Raw genomic sequence first — 21,928 nt, forward strand, 5'->3', positions numbered from 1 at the left:
GAAAGCAACTCAATAATTGTAAATGATATAGGGATAGCCTAGTCCATTCATGAATAAATAGTACTTTTGCATAGGATTAAACTGTTTGATAATTTTTAAGATGAGCCAGCACGATTTATTGATTGTTACCGCACCTTTTTGCCAGCCGAATACGCCATACCCAGCTTCGGCTTTCTTGAAAGGGTATTTGATAGAAAAAGGGATTGCAACTGAACAATTGGATTTAAGCATCGAAGTGTTAGATGCCATTCTTACGCCCGATTTTATTCAAACTATTGTTAATAAGGTGTCATCTGAAGATTTTGAATTATACTTAATCAAGAATCAGTACGTTGAATTTGTATCACCTGTTAAACACTTCTTACAAGGTAGTAATGAAGGTTTTGCTTATCAAATAAACCAAGGAATTCTTCCTACAGGTCATCGAAATGGACAACTAGAAGAGAACATACAGATCTACACTGAAGATACAATCATTGATCAAGCTAGATATAGAGCGACTGTTTTTATTGAAGAGATCATAGATATCATCGCCAAGTATGAAGATCCGAACTTTGGTTTTAGTCGTTATGCCGAACGTATTTCATCATTCTCGGCCCCTTTCCGTCAAATAGAGGAAGCGCTAGATGAAAACACACTTATTACAGATCTATTCAAAAAGATCTTAGATAGGAAGATCGCACATTTAAACCCTAAGTTCGTAGCTTTTTCTATTCCTTTTCCAGGCAATCTATTATCGACGCTTCACTGTTGTAAATATATAAAAACCCACTATCCTAATATTACGATTACTATAGGTGGTGGATTTGTAAACACGGAGTTACGTGGATTGAAAGAGGCTCGTCTTTTTCAATATGTTGATTTTGTCACATTAGATGATGGAGAAAAGCCTCTAGAACACTTAATTCAAAACAAGATCTACAATAAACAGATTCCATTTGTAAGGACATTCTATATTAATGACGGTAATGTCACATATGTCGACAACAGTAAAGAGTTTCCTCTGTCTCATGAAGAGATAGGAACACCGGATTATACCGGATTACCTTGGGATAGATATATGTGTATGGTAGAGATGACCAATCCAATGCATCGTCTATGGACGGAGGGTAAGTGGGTTAAGATGATGGTAGCTCACGGTTGCTATTGGCATAAATGCTCTTTCTGCGACACCAGTTTAGATTACATTAAACGATATAGCCAAGCTTCAGCAAATACTATATGTGATCGTATAGAATGTATTATTGACCAAACAAATATTAGTTCTTTTCATTTTATCGATGAAGCAGCTCCACCAAAGGTATTGATGGAGTTGAGTTTTGAAATTATACGTAGAAAGCTAAAGATTACCTGGTGGACTAACTTAAGATTTGAAAAGACATTCACTCCTTCTCTAGCTCGCCTTATGGCCAAAGCTGGTTGTATCGGAGTCTCTGGAGGATTGGAAGTGGCCTCAGATAGACTGCTAGAGAAGATGAATAAGGGGGTTTCCATAAGCCAAGTAGCTAGAGTAACCAAAGGAATGAATAATGCAGGAATACTTGTACATGCTTACCTGATGTATGGTTTTCCAACACAAACAGCACAAGAGACGATTGATTCCCTAGAGGTTGTTCGTCAGCTTTTTGAACAAGGCTGTATAAGTAGTGGGTTTTGGCATCGCTTTGCGATGACTGTTCACAGCCCTGTAGGTATCGCACCTGAAGATTTTGATGTGGAGAGAGTAGATATCTCGGATAAACAATTTGCAGAGAACGATTGTGAGCATATAGATCATAAAGGAGCTGATAATACTCTATTTGGAGAAGGATTACGAAAATCACTATACAACTATATGCATATGGTTGGATTTGATTTTAATCTTCAAGAGTGGTTCGATCATAAGGTTCCTACAACATTGATTCCTGTCGACCATATAGAAAAGGCGATCTCCTACAGCCCTATATATGAGAATAATCCTCGTGCTAGGCTATGGATAAACCCTGACTTCGACATCGTGATTATCTCTCAGAAGAAGAAAAAACTAAAAGTGGCTATAAATACAGATAATGGAGTGCAACAGATCGGTATAGATCAGAATGCATATCATACTATTCAAAACCTTCTCTCTACGCCTTATATCAGAGAAAAAGGTGTGTTCATAAAGGATATAGAAAAAACTATAGACCAAAGTCTTGAGACTCTATTTATCCATAAGATATGGCCAATACTAAGAAGTAGTGGATGGGAGATTCTTTAATTGTTATATACAATTAATACGATTTTTTATCACACTCAACCCTATTTTATTTGAGTAAAGTGTTTTTTTTATCTAAATTTCACAACTTCGAAACATTATAATCAGAGGCTCTCGATAAGCCTCTTTTTGTTGAAAGAACTAAAGATTAATGAAATGATGGAACAGGTAACCCGATTATTCGATATATTAGAATTGTATAAAACGACCTACGCCTCTAAAGAGGATGCCCTTTGTAAGAAAAAAGGAGGTGAGTGGATCAAGACATCATCGTTAGAGTATGTACACAACTCTCATAAAGTTGCGGCATGGCTATATTCGATGGGAATACGTAAGGGAGACAAGATTGCAACGATCTTATCCAACTCGCCACAATGGAATATGATCGATATGGGTGCTGCTATTATTGGTGCCATTCATGTACCTATCTACACAACTTTAAACCTTTCTGAAGTTGAATATATATTAGATCACTCGGATGCTAAGATTTTATTTATTAACGATAAGTCCATCTATCGAAAGTACTCTTCAGTCTTCATCAATAACCTTGCAATTAAGAAAACAGTATCGATAAATGATACCATTGAGAATACTTACCAATGGGATGAACTAATGCACCATTCGGAAGGTCTATATAATACTCTTAAAGATCAAATAGAGCTAGAAAAAGCATCTATAACATCAGATGATCTACTTTCAATTATCTATACCAGTGGTACAACAGGAACTCCTAAAGGTGTAATGCTTTCTCATCACAATATTCTTAGCAATACCAAAGGGGCAGCAAGGCTTTTTCAAAATGGAGAAAGAGGAATGGGTATGAACCACAGAGCGCTAAGTTTTTTACCACTATCACATGTGTATGAAAGAATGGTAACTTACACTTTTCAATTTAGTGGATTGTCTCTATACTATATTGAGAACTTAGGGTCACTTGTAACCGATATAAAGACAATTAAACCCCATATTTTCAATACTGTTCCACGGCTATTAGAAAAGATATATGACAAAGTATTTAGTGTTGGAGACGATTTAAAAGGGATCAAGAAAGTTCTTTTTGATAAAGCAGTTGAATTCACTAACAAATATGAAATAGGTATTAAATATAGCTTCTTAGATAAAATACAATTCCATATTTATGATGCTTTAATCTACAAAAAATGGAGAGAGATTCTAGGTGGAGAACTATATTATATGGTTTCTGGTGGTTCTGCACTACAACTTAAAATCCATAAATTCTTTTGGACTGCCAAACTTCGTGTATATGAAGGATATGGGTTGACCGAAACATCTCCAGTGGTATTTGTAAACAACCCAATGGATGATGACTTTGTTAAACTAGGAACTGTAGGACCTGTTATAGATAATGGAACTAAATTTATGCTTGCAGATGATGGTGAGATCTTAGTTAAGGGGCCTGGTGTTATGCAAGGTTATTTCAAAAATAAAGAACAAACAGACGAAGTTATTGATTCAGACGGATGGTTTCATACAGGTGATATAGGTACTCTCGTAGAAGATCGTTTTATGAAGATTACTGACCGTAAAAAAGAGATATTCAAACTATCGGCAGGAAAATATGTTGCACCCCAAGCGGTAGAAAATATTCTTAAAGGAAGTCTTTTTATCGAACAAGCATTTGTTGTTGGTGAGAACCAAAAAGTTGCAGGAGCCATTATTAAGCCAGACTTTTCATACATTAAACAATGGTGTCTAAAGAGTGGTATATCATTTACAACTGAAGAAGAGATAATTAAAGATGCGATAGTTGAAAAAGCTATTCGTAAAGACATCGCATCTTTGAACACCAAATTGTCAGCGCATGAACAGGTAAAGAAGATTGATCTAGTTTGTGAAGAATGGAACCCATCTAATGGACTTCTTTCCGCAACATTAAAACTTAAGCGAAAACATCTAAAGGAGAAGTATAAATCACACATTGAGAAAATGTATCAATAATTTTTAGCATTATGAAAGCAGTAATCAATATGAACCCACATGGAACAAAATATAAGGTGGTGGGTGCTATTATAACCATTATCTCCGTTGCCATTAATTTATATGGTTTAGATAACAGTAATAGTTGGATTAAGATAGCTCTTTTTGCGACGACATTTATCGGAGTTTTACTCTATACGAACATTTTCAATCTGAATACCTGTAACATCATACTTCAACCTAAAAGCATGGTCATCAAGTGGAAAGGTCGTCTTCGTCCAGAATGGATACATATTAATTTTATGAAGTCATGGGGCATGAATGATAAGTTTCTATTTGTTGAAACCAATAAAGGAAGAAAAGAATATTGCCTACGTTTTCTTACTCAAGACAGAAGAGAAAATCTAAAAGAGGCATTATCACAGTATTCTCATTATATTGATATAGACTTTATGATTGAATAAATAAGTTCTGCTACCTAGATAGTTTTTAAAAGCAATCTAGGTAGTATTGAAATCGTTCAATCATTTTTGCTATATGAATTCCATCAACCAATGAATGATCCACAAAAATAGAAACAGGCATCTTTCGATGTTCCCCGTCTAGTTCACATTTACCAAAAGTTATTTTAGGTATTGAATCATTATAAGAGTAATCTCTAGCATGACTAATACTAGTGAATCGTAACCATGGAATAGTCGAACAGTATACGACATTCAGCAAGCTTTGATTCGCATCAAGGCAAATCCCTTTTCTGCTTCGTACTCTATCAATTGCTATAGTTGCATTTTCAACAAACTGATTATAATCCGGATCATATGATAATAACCCAAACCCAAAGGTTTCATCATCTCGACCAATAGTTGTACCTAATTCAATAAAATCATAACAATAGACTTCTCCATTCTCAATGCGATAACGAAAATTCTCCACCTCTTGCAAAGCACATCCGAATGCGTACATATAAGTAAGGAAGAAAGACCTATTATTATCTCTACTCCAATCGAAAGCATGAGTAGCATCAACCTCTACACAGACACTGTGATAAGGTTCCTGCATCTTCTGAAAGAATTCGAAATGCTCTTTTCTTTTCCATGTTGAAATATCAATTTTAGATCTTCTTTTTTTATCAATCATTTATCTATTTTATTTGTGTTATATACATGAAAAAGGTACACCGATTAAAATCTTAAAATCCACTCTAATAGGAGCTCTCATTGCTAAACTGAGCCATATAAAATACTTCATTTAAATACCATTTATCCCAACTTTAATCTTGTGAATAATAGATTCAGTTTCATTTCAAGATAGAGTTGATACTCTATGAAGATTACAATATAACTCTTTATCTATATGAATTCTATGATTTTTCTTGTAAATTCATACCAAACCAAATGAAAACAATCTGTAAAAATGAAAATACTAGGAAATCTAATCTGGCTTATATTTGGAGGGTTTATCACTGCTCTTGAGTACTTATTTACCGGGATATTCTACTGCATGACTATTATTGGAATCCCTTGGGGACTTCAATGTTTTAAATATGCATCTGTAGTGATATGGCCATTTGGAACTAATATCGTACCCAAAAGTGATACAGGAATAACAAGCCTATTCCTTAATATTATATGGCTTGTATTTGGAGGGTTCTGGATATGTCTAACACACATCTTCTTTGGAATCATTTTATGTATAACAATCATTGGAATACCATGGGGCAGGCAGCATCTCAAATTAGCAAAATTAGCTTTAACTCCTTTTAGTTATCGTATCGAATAAAGGCACAAAAAAGACCTCTTCCAAAGTAAAGAGGTCTTTTTTATATTGTAAACAAAGAAGTATTCTACTTCTTTTTCTTAGCAACTTGTTGTTGTTGACGAGCCATATCTTCCATTCTTGTCTGCCATTTAGACTTCTTAACTTTCTTCTTTTTGTTTTTCGCAATTTGTGCACGAATATCATCCTCATTGATCAATCGCTTCACAAAAAACATCTGAAGGAATGTAATCAATAATGATAAGAAATAGTAATAAGAAAGTCCTGATGCATAATTGTTAAACATAAACAAGAACATCACAGGCATCATATACATCATACCTTTCATTCCAGGCATCGCATTAGATGATCCTGTCATCTCACTGTTATACTTCATATACAAGATATTAGTAACAGTCATTAGAAGACAAAATAAACTTACGTGATCCCCATAAAATGGAATTGTAAATGGTAGATGAAAAATCGAATCATAAGTAGACAAGTCATGTGCCCAAAGGAACGATTGTTGACGAAGTTCGATCGACACAGGGAAGAAACGGAACATCGCAATAACAATAGGCATTTGGAATAACATAGGAATACATCCTCCCATTGGGTTGACTCCCGCTTTCTTATATAATGCCATTGTCGCTTGCTGCGACTCCATCGCTTTCTCTTTACCAAACTTTTGTTGAATCTCATCAATCTCAGGCTTCAATGCTTTCATCTTAGCCTGTGACTTATATGACTTAAAAGTAAATGGGAAGATCAACAATTTAATAAAGATTGTCAAGAGTAAGATAATAATACCATAGCTTCCAATATACTTACTCAAGAAGTTGAATACTGGAATTACAATAAGTTTATTAACCCATCCAAAAATTCCCCATCCTAACTCAATCAAATGATCAAATTCAAGATCACTATTCTGACTTAAGATCGAATACTTATTAGGACCAAAGTAGAACGCTAGATTGTAATTGTTATTCTCTTTAACACCATCAAAAGGTAGATCCAATGCTGCAGTCATACGACCAAGATAAGCGGTCGAATCATTAACTTCTGTTTTAACGGTCAAATCAGAGTTTGAAAAACCCTTCTGATTTATTAATATAGAAGAGAAGAACAACTGCTTGAAAGCGATCCATTCTGTATTTCCTTCAATCTTTTCTTCACTATCTTTTGAAACTCCTAGATCATCAACATCTCCACTACCCTTCTTCAGAAGCTCACGATACATTACCGTTGTGTGACTATCTTCACCATACTTAGAACGTGCCTCTTGACGAGGGATACGAGAACTCCAGTCTACTTGAACAAAGCCATTACGTGCAGTTGCGACTTTAGACAAATTGTGGGTAGCAATTTTAAAGTTAAGAATATACGAGTTATAAGGTAGTTCATACTGATATTGAACCACTGCTCCCTCAGGAGTTCGTAAGGTCATATTAGCCTCAACAGACTTCCCTGGGTTCTCTTCATTAAACTTAATCTTTGCTTCTTTACCTTTAGGTACATCAGGTCCCGTTGCAGTTAATACTCCATTAACTGAAGAGGTAAAAAACAACTTATTGGTTTCAACAGGAACACCATTCTGCAATGCATTAAATCGCAATCCAAAACGGTTTATATCACCATCAAATAAAACCAATGGTGTACCATCAAAACGCTTATAATCTTTCAACTCAACAGAATAAACACGTCCACCTTTTGTCGATAACTTCACCTTCATCAAGTTATTCTCTAGCGTTACAAAACTTTCAGTTCCATCAACGGCTTCTCCGAAGGACCCTAACTGCGTTTTTTGTAATGCTATACGAGCAGAATCATCTACTGCTGATGCAGGAGTGAGTTTTTCCCTATTCACAACATCCCCCTTGACAGCTGCTTGGGTATCTAATGCTGCAATGGAATCTTGTTGACGTTGCGCTTGTGCTAACTCTTCTTCAGATGGCTTCATTAGATACTGAGAACCAATCAAAATAAGGAAAATTAACGCAAATGCTCTTAACGTATTCTTATCCATAGATATTTCTTAATTATTTAACTTCTTTTTGCGCTGCATCAACGAAGCTTACAAAGAGAGGATGTGGATTTAGTACTGTACTCTTATATTCTGGATGATACTGTACTCCAACATACCACTTATGATCAGGGATCTCAACCACTTCAACTAAATTAGTCTCTGGATTAATTCCCGTAGCGATCATCCCAGCATCTTCATATTGCTGCAGATATTCGTTGTTAAATTCATAACGGTGACGGTGACGCTCTTCAATCTTCGTCTTTCCGTACGCACGGTATAAATTTGTATTTTCTTTTACTTCACATGCATAAGCACCTAATCTCATGGTACCACCCATTTCAGTAATCTCTTTCTGGGCATCCATCAAATCGATAACAGGATCCTTAGTAGATGGATTCATCTCTGCCGAATCAGCATCTTCAATACCAAGCACATTACGTGCAAATTCAATCGATACAATCTGCATACCCAAACAGATACCTAACAATGGGATATTGTTCTCTCTTGCAAACTGTGCTGCCACGACCTTACCATCAATTCCTCGATGCCCAAATCCTGGAGCAATCAAAACACCATTACAGTCAGAAAGTGTCTCTTTAATATTTGTGGCATCCACCTTTTCCGAATGGATCCACTTTACCTTCACTCTAACTTGATGAACTGTACCAGCATGAATTAATGCCTCTGTAATCGATTTATATGCATCGTGTAGTTCTACATATTTACCAACCAATCCAATTGTTACAGTCTTTGTTGGATTCTTAAAGCGATACAAGAAATCATTCCATGCTTCTAACTTAGGCTCTGAATGTGATTTCAGTCCCAACTTACGACAAACAACTTCATCTAACTTCTCTTCTTGCATCTTCAATGGCACCTCATATATCGTAGGCACATCGATAGACTGGATTACAGCATCCTGTTCAACATTACAAAATTGAGCGACCTTACGACGAACATCTTTACTCAACTCTTTTTCTGTACGCAGTACTAAGATGTCAGGTTGAACACCATTCTCAAGCAACATCTTTACAGAGTGCTGAGTTGGTTTTGTCTTCAACTCTCCAGCTGCAGCCAAATATGGAACTAATGTTAAGTGTACAAATAGAGCATCATCACCCAATTCCCACTTAAGCTGTCGAACAGATTCAACAAAAGGAAGAGATTCAATATCACCAACCGTACCTCCAATTTCTGAGATAACTACATCGTAATTATTCTTCGTTCCAAGATACTTTACATATCTCTTAATCTCATCCGTAATATGCGGTATAATCTGAACTGTTTTTCCTAAATAATCACCACGTCTCTCTTTATTGATTACAGATTGATAGATACGACCTGTCGTCACATTATTCCCCTGAGAAGTAGGAGTATTTAAAAAACGCTCATAGTGTCCTAAGTCAAGATCCGTCTCTGCACCATCATTCGTTACAAAACATTCTCCATGTTCATATGGATTCAACGTCCCTGGATCCACATTAATATATGGGTCCAATTTCTGGATTGTAACAGTATGACCTCTAGCTTGTAAAAGTTTGGCTAGAGATGATGCAATAATCCCCTTCCCTAGTGATGAGGTAACCCCACCTGTAACAAAGATATATTTCGTATTTGCCACGATTAAAAGAATTTAGTGCTGTTTACAAAGCATACAAAGTAACAAATAAAAAATGGATTTTTTGAACTTATATGCAACCTAATTTAACGACACAAAAATAGTTTCTCTTTCGAAAAAAAGAGAAACTATCTGTAAAAAATCGTGTTTATATATGTTATTCTTTCATCAATTCTTTCACGCGTTGTAACTGCGTCGACAATTCTGTCAATTGCTTTTGAAGATTTCCCAAACGTTCATTAACCTCTTTCATCAAAGGAGAATCAGCTGATGATGATAAGAATCCTAAATTATTCTTGGTTGTTCTCAACTCATTATGAAGTTTCTCCATCTTAGATAAGATATGGTTACGCTCCTTATTAAGTAAAAACAACTTATCATCACTCTTCATCAAACTATCTAAACGAATATTAAAACGGAACAACACTTTCTCTTCTTGATCCATATCAATCTTCGATAGCGCTTCATCAAGAGCCAAACGGTAATGGTGATTCACATCCGAAGTTTTACTTCGAGGAACCAAACCAATCTCATCCCATTGACGGATAAAATCACGGATAGCATCTCTATTATCTTCTAATGAAGCAACTGGCTCAAATGATTTTATCGTTTCAATCAATGCTTTCTTACTCTCCAAATGTAGTTTCTCTTCGGCTGCTGCCTCTTTATGAATACCTTTCTTTCTGTCAAAGAAGGCATCACAAGCAGTCTTAAATCGCTGCCAAATAGGTTCACTCATACGTGGTGGCACATTCCCAACTTTCTTCCAGTCACGTTGTAATTCAATCAGTCTAGCTGTTGTTCCTTCCACATCGTCACTATTCAACAAGGATTCAGCCTCAGAACAGATTGCCTCTTTACGATCTATCACATCCTGATATTGACGTTTCAGATCTTTCTGAAGTTTTCTCTTTTGAGCAAAGAACATATTACATGCATTACGGAAAGTCTCACTAAGTTTACGATCTTCTTTTATATAATATATACCTAACCCTTTCCACTCTTTTTGTAGAGCAACTACCTCATCCGTAAAAGCACTAATGTCTTTATATTTTTCATAAGTGTCAGACATAATCTCAGTGATACGGTCTGTCAACTGCTGCTTACGTGCAACATCTTTTGCTTGTATCGCCTTGCGCTCTCCTTGATAAGTATGGTATCTATTATTCACTACAGAAGTTGCAGCACTAAAACGATCCCACAAAGGTTGTTTTATTTCCGATTTAACGAAACCAATTTCTTTCCAACGATCATGTAGTAGCTGAAGTTCTTTGAATGCCTCAACGATATCTTCTACATCAGCCATTCGTTCTACCTCTTCACATAGCTCTATCTTAAGCTTTTCATTCTTCTTTTGATCTATCTCAATAAGCTCGCGATTAACTCTTAATAGGTCAAAGAATTGATCCAAAGCAAAATGATAGCGCTCATTCTGCTCTTTATATTTATCAGCGGCGACAGAACCTGTCTTACTCCACAACGACTGTAACTCACGAACACGCTCATAATATGTACGCATTGAGCCTTTCCCTTCCAGCATATCTTTGATCTCCTGGATGATTCCATCTTTAATGGCCCAATTCTCTTTCTGCTGTACATCTCGCTGCTCCCTCTGGCGTTTTCGCTTCTCATGATACTGATGTATCAACTCTTTAAAGTTACTCTCCAAAATATCAAAAGGAGGTTTAAAATCCTCTTCTTTTTCTCCAGAAGCAATAAAAGCATCTTTCAACTGTTGGTTCTCAACAATCTTCAAAGCAGTAAACGCCTTCTCAATTGCTTCAACATACGCTCTTATTTCAGAGATATTCGGATACTTTAATAATTTTTTAAAGTCAGAAATTAATGTCTCTTTATCGCATGTAGAGAAATCCTTCTCAATATCGATAAGATCACTAACAGTTAATTCTTTAACCACCTCCTCTTTTGGTGTTTCCGAACTCTTTTCATTCTCAACAGACGATTGGTCTGTGTTCATTTCTTGCAAGTCGCCGTCCATTTCGCTCATATTTTATTTCTAAATATGGATTAATTCAGTAGCTCTAAAAACTTACATCTTTACCATCGGTCTCCTTTGGCTACTGAGAAGATAAAAAACTCTAAATTAGATGTCTCGTTTATAAATATACTATTTTACGTGTAATAAAGAAACGAACTCACCTTTTAAATTGAAGAGCCACAAGTTTTTTTTACATTAACACCACATTCATTGCTCCATTTTTGTAAGAACACTTTCATATATATTTGAAAAAAAGGTTCTTCTACCCTACCTTTGCGATCTAATTATTTCATCGTAATATGAGAATTGACATACTTACCGTAGTGCCAGAACTTCTAGAGAGCCCTTTTAACCACTCTATCATGAAAAGAGCAAAGGACAAAGGACTTGCAGAAGTACATGTGCACAATATTAGAGATTGGTCTACAGACAAAAAGCATCGTAAAGTCGACGATTATGCATTCAGTACGACCGCTGGAATGGTGATGACCATCGAACCCATCGAAAGAGCCATCAACCAATTGAAATCAGAAAGAAGTTATGACGAGGTAATCTTTATGACCCCTGATGGAAAACCGTTCAAACAACAAGATGCCAACGCTCTTTCATTAAAAGGGAATTTAATCATTCTTTGCGGACACTACAAAGGTGTAGATCAACGTGTTCGTGATCATTTTATAACGATGGAGATCTCCATTGGTGACTATGTTTTAACAGGTGGAGAACTAGCTGCTTCATTGGTTTGTGATGCTATCATCCGATTAATTCCAGGTGTACTGTCCGATGAAACATCAGCACTAACAGATTCTTTCCAAGATGGACTTTTAAGCCCTCCTGTCTATACTAGACCAGCCGATTACAAAGGATGGAAAGTTCCTGAGATTCTTCTTTCTGGTAATGAAAGTAAAATAGAAGAATGGAGACTTGAACAAGCATACGAGAGAACAAAGAAGATCCGTCCAGACCTTCTTGATGATGAAGTATAAAATAAATTACCCAAACGCCATATGCAATCACTATCATTGCATATGGTGTTTTGATTATTAGAATGATCATATCTTCTTAAGTTTTAGCATGTCAACATATGTTGATATAACACCTCAATAGCTTATGTCTACTCTCTATCAATACACTCCTGTAAACACACTTAATCAGTTTATCGAATTGGTTTGGATAGAAACTCGACCTAATATTGATATTGAAGTAAGACACCACGCACCACTCTTTACCGAACTTATTTTCAACTACGAAGGAAATTTCAGTGTATACGGAGAACATATAGTAACAAATAAAATCACTGGCTGTAACATCCTTTTATCAGGACTAAAAAAAACACCATTTACCACTGAAGTATCAGGAAAATATATCACTATTGGATTAATTATGAAACCATCTGGATATAGAATTGTAACTCCTCATTTCTATTCGTCTCTAATGTCAGATATTGCGGATAGACTTTATGACGCATTAATACAAAATAAGACTCCTAATTTTAAAGACGCAGAAAAGATCCTAACACCACTATTTCAGAAACTCTCGCTTAATGACAAAGCATCAAGAATAGAGAAATTTATCAGAGCCCATCACATCGAAGATGTAGGAATTAAACATATCATTAAAGAACATGCTATTTCAAGTAAACATTTAATACATATTTTTAAAGATCAGTTTCAAATCACACCAAACCAATACCTTCTATTAAATAAAGTTAATCATGCAATACATCTAAAACAGACATACCCACAACTATCACAAACTCAGATTGCACTGAATTCTGGATTCTATGATCAAGCCCATTTTATACGCACATTTAAGAAATTCTGTGGAGATCCACCAACACATTTTTTTTCCACTAAAAATGTTGTTCCTCCATTAATTTACAAATAAAACTCACTCACCTAAATCCATATAGACAAGAAAATCTCCTTATCTTGTTATATCAAAATAAGGAGAAAACCATTTTACTTCATCTGACGATACTCTTTTATATCATCAGGAATATTATTAACCCACCTCAAACCCGAGATCTTTTCAAAAAACTGTTTTGATCTTGATTGAAAAACAATATCATACTGCTTTTTAAAATTCACATGTAGGTTCTCAATTAAAGGTTCTTGAGCTTCAACAAAAAGTGTATCTCCTTTTTTCACGACGGAACAACCATAGGTATGAAAAGAGCCATCTTCTTGCTCTACAATAAAAGCATTTAAGAGACTTACCTCTACCATACACTTGATCACTTCATGATTAAAATTATCAATACCCCATTTTTTCCTCCATGTTGGATTTGGATATTGATGCCAATCACTGATAGCATCAATATATTGCTCCCCGATAACAACAGGCTGCAAAGCCGCTTTCCCTGAACCAATAGGCGTTTCTAAATACTGTTCACATTCGATATATGGATCAGGGGTAAAAGAAAACCGAAACTTTCCTGTTTCTAAATCAATCAACTGCATAAACGCACCAAGCTCATTATACACCAATTGAATATACTTTTCATCTCCTGTCAACAGATATTGATACCATACACCATAAGTCTTCCATGCAGACCATCCACATGGGGTATTCATATTCCCATGCATCAAATTGACAGTATACTGAGACTCCCAAAAACGTAATGTCGCGCCATTCATCCTTGCATCTGGTATATTTAACATAGTCAGACACTGGTGTTTATCGGTCAACAAAAGAGATGCATCTAAAAATCTCTTTTTCTGTCTTTTATCAGGAGATCTCAATGCCGCAAAAGACAACTGTGTTGCACTGCAACTGATCATACCATCTTCAAAAGTCATCTGCCCCTCTGTTCCAATATCATCTTTCATCCGTTCTAAATTTTCAATAGACTTCTCTACAGAATCGTATTGTCGACGATATCGTTCTGCCCACTCTCCTTTTTCCTGAGCTAAAGGTTCAATACAGGTTAAATACTCCATGATCGATTTTGCCAAGTATATGACAGATGTATAATGCGTGTTATGACCGCTATAGTAAGCTCCATCCTCACGCTGCGTACTGATTAAGAAATCCACAAGATTAGACGCAACTATTAGATCCTCAACATCTTTCGTTACCTGATAACGATCAGCCATTACTCCAATCATAGTTGAAGCATCTTGTATTCTAAATTTACCATTACGCATCTCTTTGGCCTTGCTATCATAAAGTACAGGGAAGATATCATTAAAGACTCGCTCACACTTTTGATCGACCGTAGCATTAGGCAAATAGCGTCTAGCTAAAAAATAGGTATATAGAGGGTAGAAACATTCAGAGTGATGCGTATCTGTTGGCTTGGCTTTCAATGCGAAATCACGTGCTGCATTTAGATACCAGTCCCAATCCTTTCGGAAATATAGTATTGCCTCAGACACTTTCCCTTCTTGATCTGTCGCGACCAATTTGTAGTTTCCACTTCCTCTATTAGGAACTACTTCAAAATCATAACTATCAGAAGATACTTTTTTCACTTTCAACTTGGTTGCATAATTTTGTGGACCATATACCATCACATCTAATGCACTGTTTGACTTTATTTTTCCTTTTATTGTCTCTCTATCGGATTTTGTGTAAAGAGGAATATCAAATACTGGTGCTTTCGTATATCTAAGGTAAAATGGAGATAAATTATCAAGTGACGACAATGCTCCTAGAAACAATCTAATACTCTTCTCTTCACCACCTCTTAACTGAGTTAAATGCTGCGGATGTCTTTCAGGTAAAGGCAAACAGTGTAACATATCAAGTGATACTGTGTATATCCTATGCCAAACTCTTAATGCTTTAGAATGTCCTTTTAATGAACCTCTATTTTGATATTCATAATTCCATGATGCGATAGGATCAGGAGAAGCAAAAGCAAAAACACGTCCTAAAGGAGACATGGCATATCCACTAAAATGAGTCTTTTCTGCACGTAACATCGTCGGAAAATACTTATAATTCCAATCAGGATATTTCTCCATATAAGTATTTAAACCCAACAAGATTCGCTCATACTTTGGTCTATACGTTTCTTTGCGACAATTCTTAATAGACATCATCACTTCTAAACAATCGGGGTGACCTTTATAGGTTACTTGATACCTTATACCGTCTTTCAATGAAGAAAATACAGGAAGGGATTTCTCCGTTTTTTGTAATATTACATTCTCAAATGATGGGCCACCATATTTATCATTTCGAAATGAAATGGTATCTCGGGTACCATTTGTAGTATCAATGTAATGTAGCAATCGACCGTACTTATCCACTTGAGCACTCCATGATTTGCCTTCTAGATGTTCTTGCGAAAAAGCAGATGAGTAAATCATCATGCATAAGAACACAATTCGTAGTCTACTAGTGATCTTCATAAATCTTTTTTTGTGTGTTTAATTCGTTTATTGGCCATATTGTTAACAAGATAGCTATAACAAGTAACTAAAACTATTAGACTTCAACAACAATACTTTTAAACAAAAAAGTAGTTCACACCAAAAAAGAATCCCCAATATATGTTCGCACATAAATATTGGGGATTTTAATGAGATGACGGATGAATTAACTCTTCATCGTATTAAATAGATCTTCCATATATTTAGTCAATCCGTTTCTAGCTTCTTCTAATTTCACTTCCCAAGCAGCAATAGAATTCTGTCCAATAATATCAGTTACATATTTGACAGAAAACATTGGAACACCATATTTTTTACATGCAAGCGCCAAAGCAAACCCTTCCATATCAAAAACATCTGCTTGAATATCGACATCTGTTAGGAATTGATCTCCAGTATTACATACAGCAGTCCTACTAGGCACATTCAACCACTCTATATCAGAGATTTCTGAAGAAAAATTCAATCGATGAGGTGCTCCAAACTCCTTAACAATTTCCATATCTCTGTCGACAAACTCATTGCACCAATGAATACTTCCCACTTTATGCTTTACAGATCCTGATGTACCGATATTAATCACCAAGTCCGGCTCATAATCATATAGATACTGTAATAAATTGAGAGATGAATTCACCTTTCCAACACCACATATCAACGTCTCAAACCGAAAAGAGTCATTATGAATCTTTGTCATCTCAGCCTTTAATGCGTGTACTAATAAAATCTTGGGTTTTGACATCTTAATTTCGTCTTCAATTAATTTATTTATTCCTCTCTCACCTACAATAAAACAAATCGAATTCATAACAAATCGACTATCTTATTACTCTCGTCAAACTCATCAGCAATACTCCACAACAGCAACACATCATGAATATCCCCAAACAATCACCTTGAAATTTATACTAATTCTATTATTTAATGATCATCAATCTGTTTCAAATATATTCTGCTTCGTCTGAGTCAAAAGAAGCAGAATTATTTTCATCAACGATATTAAGAACAAAATAAAACGTAAAAATATGATTCATTTCAATATAGGATCAGCATTCATTACAAAATTAAAGATTCCCATTATCATTTAAGACAAAAATCACTTCTAAAATATTACATATGTCATTATTTTATCTGAACTCTAAAAATGGTAAAGAATATCCTAAATCATTTATCCCCGACATCTTCTCAAAAAGATGAGACGTTCAATATCGATTTACAAGCCAAATTTCTCCATCAGAATTGCGATTTATTATTTTTATTGTATATTTGTATCGTGGTAGAGTTCTACTCACAAAGTCATCTATTGGAATTGGAAGTAAATATCACGTTCTAATTTCTTTACTTTAAAGGTATTTTTATTTAGTTTGACTTAACGCTGTATTTAGTATCAACCCGAAGAGTTGGGGATAAAAAGAAAAAAAAGCATGGGTGTCCTCATGACCAATTCTTCAAACAAAGCGAAATAGAACAATATTACAACAACTAAAAAGTCTCTTATTACAAGACACACTTGCATTTCAAAATAGCAAATGATTATCTAGAATATACTTCTGTAAGGATTGCTAAAATTAATGCATTTAACTTTTATTTTTTGTCATCATTCATTGGAAGTAGTCTAAATCACAGACATATTTTACCGTACAAATGATCTTAGAATAATAATGTCTAGCAGATAAACATATTACGATATGTCTATCTCTACCATGTCGTACGAAAAAGACTTTTGCATTTAACAAAAGGAGAAAATCTCCATTTTTATTATCAATTAAAATTTTAACATTATGGGAAGAAAAGAATATTTCGAAACATTAGAGCATTTTAATATGCTAAAAAAAGAAGCAGTAGATTTTGACGAAAACACTTTGGTTGATGGAATGACTAAAAGAGAATATATCCAATCTATCGACTCTCAAATTGAACAAGTAAAGCAAATGGTAAGTCTTCGTTAGCAAATGGGCTTACCCGCTAACGGGTTCGTATAATTAAATACGACACCTTTTACACCTATTATTATCCTATGTAAATTTTTATTAGATATACCCCCTTAATGCTTCTATCTATTGAATCCAATTATCGATGTTATTTTTCAACCTCATTGCTTTATACCATCCAATATTCAAGAAAGCGACCAATATATCAACACTTTAAATAAAAATTACATAAGGATAAATATAGATTCACTTTTAAGTGATATCTGATACCTTATGATAATCAATACGATCATCTATAGCATACGTTACAAACAGATAATATGATCACCGTCGATGTAACAATCAAGTTTTAAACTTGATAAAAGAAACTCTTACCTACATATTATTTACTTTTACCATCATAAAACGAAAGAGGACCTTCTAAAATGATGAATATCACACAAATTAAATTGTACTTCAACTTAATAATCCTACATTTGCACCCGAGTATAACGAGATATTTAAAGTAAATAATCAATTGTTTGATTTTCATCCTTCTACACCCCACATTTTAACATTGATCTTACCATTAGAGTTAACATGATTTGACATTCCTGGATACAAGAAAATCCACTATGGCAACAAGCTCCAAATTGAAAAATATAAAGTAGGTACAGCTTGCTGTTTTATTATGGTCTGTTTTTCTTGAGCTTGACAGAAGAATTTTAAATAATACAATCCGATTATCATCATATAAGAAGGTAGATGCCCATTGACCAACTTTATTAAAAAGTAGTCAAAACGGCTAGGTTTAATCTCTAATAGATCGAATATGTTTTCAATGATCAGAGCATAAAATCTGATTACAACAAAACAGTGTTTGAAGAATGTAGACAACAAAAAAGATAATAATGAATCAAAACAATAATAAGAGTAAAAACAATAAAAGTAACGGTAGAAGTTTTACCAAGAATAAAAGCAATTCACCTAGGTCAAATAGAAACCCAAGAAGTCGAGGAAATAAAAAAGCCGCAACTTCTGATATCAAGCCAGAGCAACTTATTAAAAAAGCTACTTCTGTAGAGCAAGTTAAATATGTATCAGAAATACATTATGCAGACCTTGATCTACACCCTAAGCTAGCCAAAAATATTGAACGTAAGAACTACCAACAGCCTACGGAAATTCAGGAAAAGAGTATTGACCATCTAATGGAATCGAAAAATCTTATCGGTATCGCTGCCACAGGTACTGGTAAAACGGGAGCTTTTCTTATTCCAATGGTACACCAAATGTTAAACGACAACTCTATTACGGCACTTATCATGGTTCCGACAAGAGAATTAGCACAGCAGGTAGATGCCGAATTTAAGTCACTTACATTAGGAACATCTCTTAATTCAGTATGTTTTATTGGTGGTACAAACATTAATAAGGACATCGCGAATACAAAAAGAAAGATGAGCCTTATCGTTGGTACTCCTGGAAGACTAAATGATTTAATACAACGTAAAAACCTAAAATTAGGTCGTGTCTCCAAGCTAGTGATTGACGAATTTGACCGAATGTTAGATATGGGATTTATTCATGATGTTCGTAAGATCATCGCTGCAATGAAGAGCCGAGAACAAACGATGCTCTTCTCTGCAACTACAGATAAGTCACAAGAAGCACTCATCAAAGAGATCATTAAAAATCCTGTTAGAGTAAATGCTACAAACCATAATATATCAGGAAATAATGTAGATCAAGACATCATTAAAGTCGGTAGTGATGAAAGTAAATTTGATCTCTTACTTAAGCTCGTAAAAGATGATAGTTATGAAAAGATTATCCTCTTCGCAGAGACAAAACATCAAGTAAATAAAATAAGCAAAAAACTAAATAAGTCTGGTGTTAAATCAGATGTGATTCACGGAAATAAGTCTCAAAACTACAGAACGAATGTCATTGAGGCTTTCAAACAAGGAAAATTGAAAGTGATGGTAGCAACAGATGTTGCTGCAAGAGGAATTGACATTAAAGACGTATCTCTTGTAATCAATTTTCAAATACCTCCAACAATGGACAGCTACACCCACCGTATTGGAAGAACAGGTAGAGCAGGATCCACAGGAAAAGCAATCACATTTATAAATTAAGAGTCAAATAACATTGTTATCTTTATTTTTTTAAATGTTAAGACATATCACATCTTCAACACAAGAATAGAACATTGGCTTTTGGTTTATGTAATCAAAAATACTGAGGGAAACAGAACCTATAACTATAGATTCTATTTCCCTAAATACTTTGGGTCATATACACAGTTCATCGAAGAATCATATATATTGAGTCCACTCCGAAAACTATCAATTATGTATTTTATTCATTTTACAAGAAAAACACACACTGATTATCAAGTGTATACAAGATTCGTATTTTTCAATAAAATGAGATTATCGGAGTGGACTCATATATTCAAAAACACCATTAATCATCTGGATCTAATGGTCCACACCAAGCTGGTTTCGGAATTGGTTTTCCAACCTTAATCGCCGTTTTCTTTTGTATGCTATTTTCCAATGAAACAGTGTCTCCATCAAAATCAATTGCCACAGAACATTCTAGAAGCAACTTGTATCCTTCATTAACAAACTTAATATATTCGCCCCTTACATAAACATCGTCATCAGATAACCAATCAACATCTTTATGTGATTCGTAATTAACCTCAAAACGCGTCAAAAAATCAAACGATTCATTCTCTAATAATCTCAAGGAGGTTAGACCTTTCTTATCTGCCACATCTGTTATTGACAAGTTATTTTCTATATAAGTGTCATTGTCAAAAGATGAGATATTAAATGTCCCACCTTCATATTGTATATTTGCAACACCATAGGGAGTTATTTTCTTTGTTCCATTATCTCCACTCGCTACAAATTCACCTGTAAACTTTATTTTATTATTATTCAATGTTCTTGAGAACAAACTTACTGTATTAAGCTTCGCTACTTCATCTGAGATTTCAGAGCAATACAATTTCTCTCGTTCATACATACAATAAACTATTGCTTCAAAAACCTTCTTTGTTTCTTCTGACATCAAGAAGTCTTTATTTTCCTCATCAAGCTCAATTGTCATGGGCTCTCCTCTTCCACTTTTTCCTTGATGTTGTCCCACCTGAGCACAAACAGCTGTAGCTGTTGTCGTTACACTCCCAATAATAGCTGCAATAATTGTTGCAGAACTAGCTGCAATTCCAAAATGGTCTTTCATAACATTTTTTTATAATTATAGTTGATATTCTGATATTCATATTTACGAATATCCAATAACTAAAGATAGAAAGTTATCATTAAGGTAATTCACTTTGGTTTTCTAATCTAATAAATGGCAGTGTTTATGGAAGGAAGTAATCGGTTTGATTGTCAATCACCAATTTTAGTTTCACCAATCCTCTTCTTGATGCCTTTAGTCGTTCCTTTGTGTCCATAGTGATCATTCTATTACCCCCTCTTTCGAACGACTTTACTTTTTTGCAATTAATCAGAATATTTCTGTTAACTCGGACAAAACCTTCTCCTAGAAGATCTTCCTCAAAATACTTCAATAATCTTGCTACGGTAATTTTTTCACCAATACAAGTGTGGACTGTGGTAAGATAACAATCACAATGCAGATAACTAATTTCTTCAATATTGATAAAGTGTGTCTTCTCTTTTACACGAATAACAATCTTTCTGCTTTTCTTAGGGATAGCCTGTTCTATACTCATTATAACTTAAATTGATTTCATAAATAGTATGACGAATGCGTAATACGGTTCGGTTATATTGTTGTATACTTAAATATATAAACAGAAGCTATTACTTTTTATAAACGGTTATCTTATCTAATAAATGAAATGTGTTGCAATAAACACTACAATTTAAACAAAGCAAACAATGAGACACCATCAATAATTACAAAATAAAACTATTGTTATTATTAAAATGACTGTAAAATGGCTTTAAAAATTATATCTAATAAACTAAGATCAAAATGACGCAACATTATTATTTATATTATAACATCAAAAT

General features: G+C 34.6%; 16 protein-coding genes. 8 read left to right on the plus strand and 8 right to left on the minus strand.

Going from position 1 to position 21,928, the window contains the following annotated elements; genetic code table 11:
* Nucleotides 1–100 precede the first annotated feature (100 nt).
* From K5X82_08665 to K5X82_08675, 3 genes are all read left to right on the plus strand, one after another.
* A complete protein-coding gene (locus K5X82_08665) occupies nt 101–2,239 on the plus strand; it encodes a radical SAM protein (protein QZT38954.1) in 2,139 nt (712 codons plus the stop codon).
* Between the two features lie 129 nt (nt 2,240–2,368).
* Complete coding sequence (locus K5X82_08670) at nt 2,369–4,195, plus strand: long-chain fatty acid--CoA ligase (GenBank protein QZT38955.1); 1,827 nt, start codon at nt 2,369–2,371, stop codon at nt 4,193–4,195.
* Nucleotides 4,196–4,206: 11 nt separating this feature from the next.
* A complete protein-coding gene (locus tag K5X82_08675; GenBank protein QZT38956.1) occupies nt 4,207–4,638 on the plus strand; it encodes a hypothetical protein in 432 nt (143 codons plus the stop codon).
* A 25-nt stretch (nt 4,639–4,663) separates the two neighbouring features.
* Here K5X82_08675 and K5X82_08680 read toward each other — a convergent pair whose 3' ends face one another.
* Nucleotides 4,664–5,311, minus strand: coding sequence for a chloramphenicol acetyltransferase (locus tag K5X82_08680; protein QZT38957.1), 648 nt, complete (start codon nt 5,309–5,311; stop codon nt 4,664–4,666).
* A gap of 276 nt (nt 5,312–5,587) precedes the next feature.
* Here K5X82_08680 and K5X82_08685 point away from each other — a divergent pair, with 276 nt between their 5' ends.
* Nucleotides 5,588–5,953, plus strand: a complete 366-nt coding sequence (locus K5X82_08685; GenBank protein QZT38958.1) for a YccF domain-containing protein — start codon at nt 5,588–5,590, stop codon at nt 5,951–5,953.
* 64 nt (nt 5,954–6,017) lie between these two features.
* Here K5X82_08685 and yidC read toward each other — a convergent pair whose 3' ends face one another.
* From yidC to K5X82_08700, 3 genes are all read right to left on the minus strand, one after another.
* Complete coding sequence (gene yidC, locus K5X82_08690) at nt 6,018–7,955, minus strand: membrane protein insertase YidC (protein ID QZT38959.1); 1,938 nt, start codon at nt 7,953–7,955, stop codon at nt 6,018–6,020.
* Between the two features lie 13 nt (nt 7,956–7,968).
* Nucleotides 7,969–9,576, minus strand: a complete 1,608-nt coding sequence (locus K5X82_08695) for a CTP synthase (protein QZT38960.1) — start codon at nt 9,574–9,576, stop codon at nt 7,969–7,971.
* Nucleotides 9,577–9,730: 154 nt separating this feature from the next.
* Nucleotides 9,731–11,572 (minus strand): DUF349 domain-containing protein, encoded by a 1,842-nt coding sequence (locus tag K5X82_08700; protein ID QZT38961.1) that lies wholly within the window; start codon nt 11,570–11,572, stop codon nt 9,731–9,733.
* A gap of 299 nt (nt 11,573–11,871) precedes the next feature.
* Between K5X82_08700 and trmD the strand changes: the two genes are divergently transcribed.
* Together trmD and K5X82_08710 are read left to right on the plus strand one after the other, a co-directional pair.
* Nucleotides 11,872–12,558, plus strand: a complete 687-nt coding sequence (trmD, locus tag K5X82_08705; GenBank protein QZT38962.1) for a tRNA (guanosine(37)-N1)-methyltransferase TrmD — start codon at nt 11,872–11,874, stop codon at nt 12,556–12,558.
* Nucleotides 12,559–12,682: 124 nt separating this feature from the next.
* Complete coding sequence (locus tag K5X82_08710; GenBank protein ID QZT38963.1) at nt 12,683–13,459, plus strand: AraC family transcriptional regulator; 777 nt, start codon at nt 12,683–12,685, stop codon at nt 13,457–13,459.
* A gap of 74 nt (nt 13,460–13,533) precedes the next feature.
* On the opposite strand, the gene K5X82_08715 is transcribed toward K5X82_08710, so the two are convergent.
* On the minus strand, nt 13,534–15,933 hold the full coding sequence (locus tag K5X82_08715) for a hypothetical protein (GenBank protein QZT38964.1): 2,400 nt from the start codon (nt 15,931–15,933) through the stop codon (nt 13,534–13,536).
* A 187-nt stretch (nt 15,934–16,120) separates the two neighbouring features.
* Nucleotides 16,121–16,762, minus strand: coding sequence for a hypothetical protein (locus K5X82_08720; protein QZT38965.1), 642 nt, complete (start codon nt 16,760–16,762; stop codon nt 16,121–16,123).
* Between the two features lie 973 nt (nt 16,763–17,735).
* Between K5X82_08720 and K5X82_08725 the strand changes: the two genes are divergently transcribed.
* Both K5X82_08725 and K5X82_08730 read left to right on the plus strand, forming a co-directional pair.
* Nucleotides 17,736–17,903, plus strand: a complete 168-nt coding sequence (locus K5X82_08725; protein ID QZT38966.1) for a hypothetical protein — start codon at nt 17,736–17,738, stop codon at nt 17,901–17,903.
* Nucleotides 17,904–18,775: 872 nt separating this feature from the next.
* On the plus strand, nt 18,776–20,005 hold the full coding sequence (locus K5X82_08730) for a DEAD/DEAH box helicase (protein ID QZT38967.1): 1,230 nt from the start codon (nt 18,776–18,778) through the stop codon (nt 20,003–20,005).
* Nucleotides 20,006–20,336: 331 nt separating this feature from the next.
* Here K5X82_08730 and K5X82_08735 read toward each other — a convergent pair whose 3' ends face one another.
* Together K5X82_08735 and K5X82_08740 are read right to left on the minus strand one after the other, a co-directional pair.
* Nucleotides 20,337–21,125 (minus strand): hypothetical protein, encoded by a 789-nt coding sequence (locus K5X82_08735; GenBank protein ID QZT38968.1) that lies wholly within the window; start codon nt 21,123–21,125, stop codon nt 20,337–20,339.
* A gap of 124 nt (nt 21,126–21,249) precedes the next feature.
* The gene (locus K5X82_08740; protein QZT38969.1) at nt 21,250–21,624 is read right to left on the minus strand and encodes a LytTR family transcriptional regulator DNA-binding domain-containing protein; all 375 of its coding nucleotides are present in this window, start codon (nt 21,622–21,624) and stop codon (nt 21,250–21,252) included.
* Between the last annotated feature and the right edge of the window lie 304 nt (nt 21,625–21,928).

This window comes from Prolixibacteraceae bacterium, from assembly GCA_019856515.1.
In the GTDB taxonomy this organism is placed as follows: Bacteria; Bacteroidota; Bacteroidia; order Bacteroidales; family Prolixibacteraceae; genus Halosquirtibacter; species Halosquirtibacter xylanolyticus.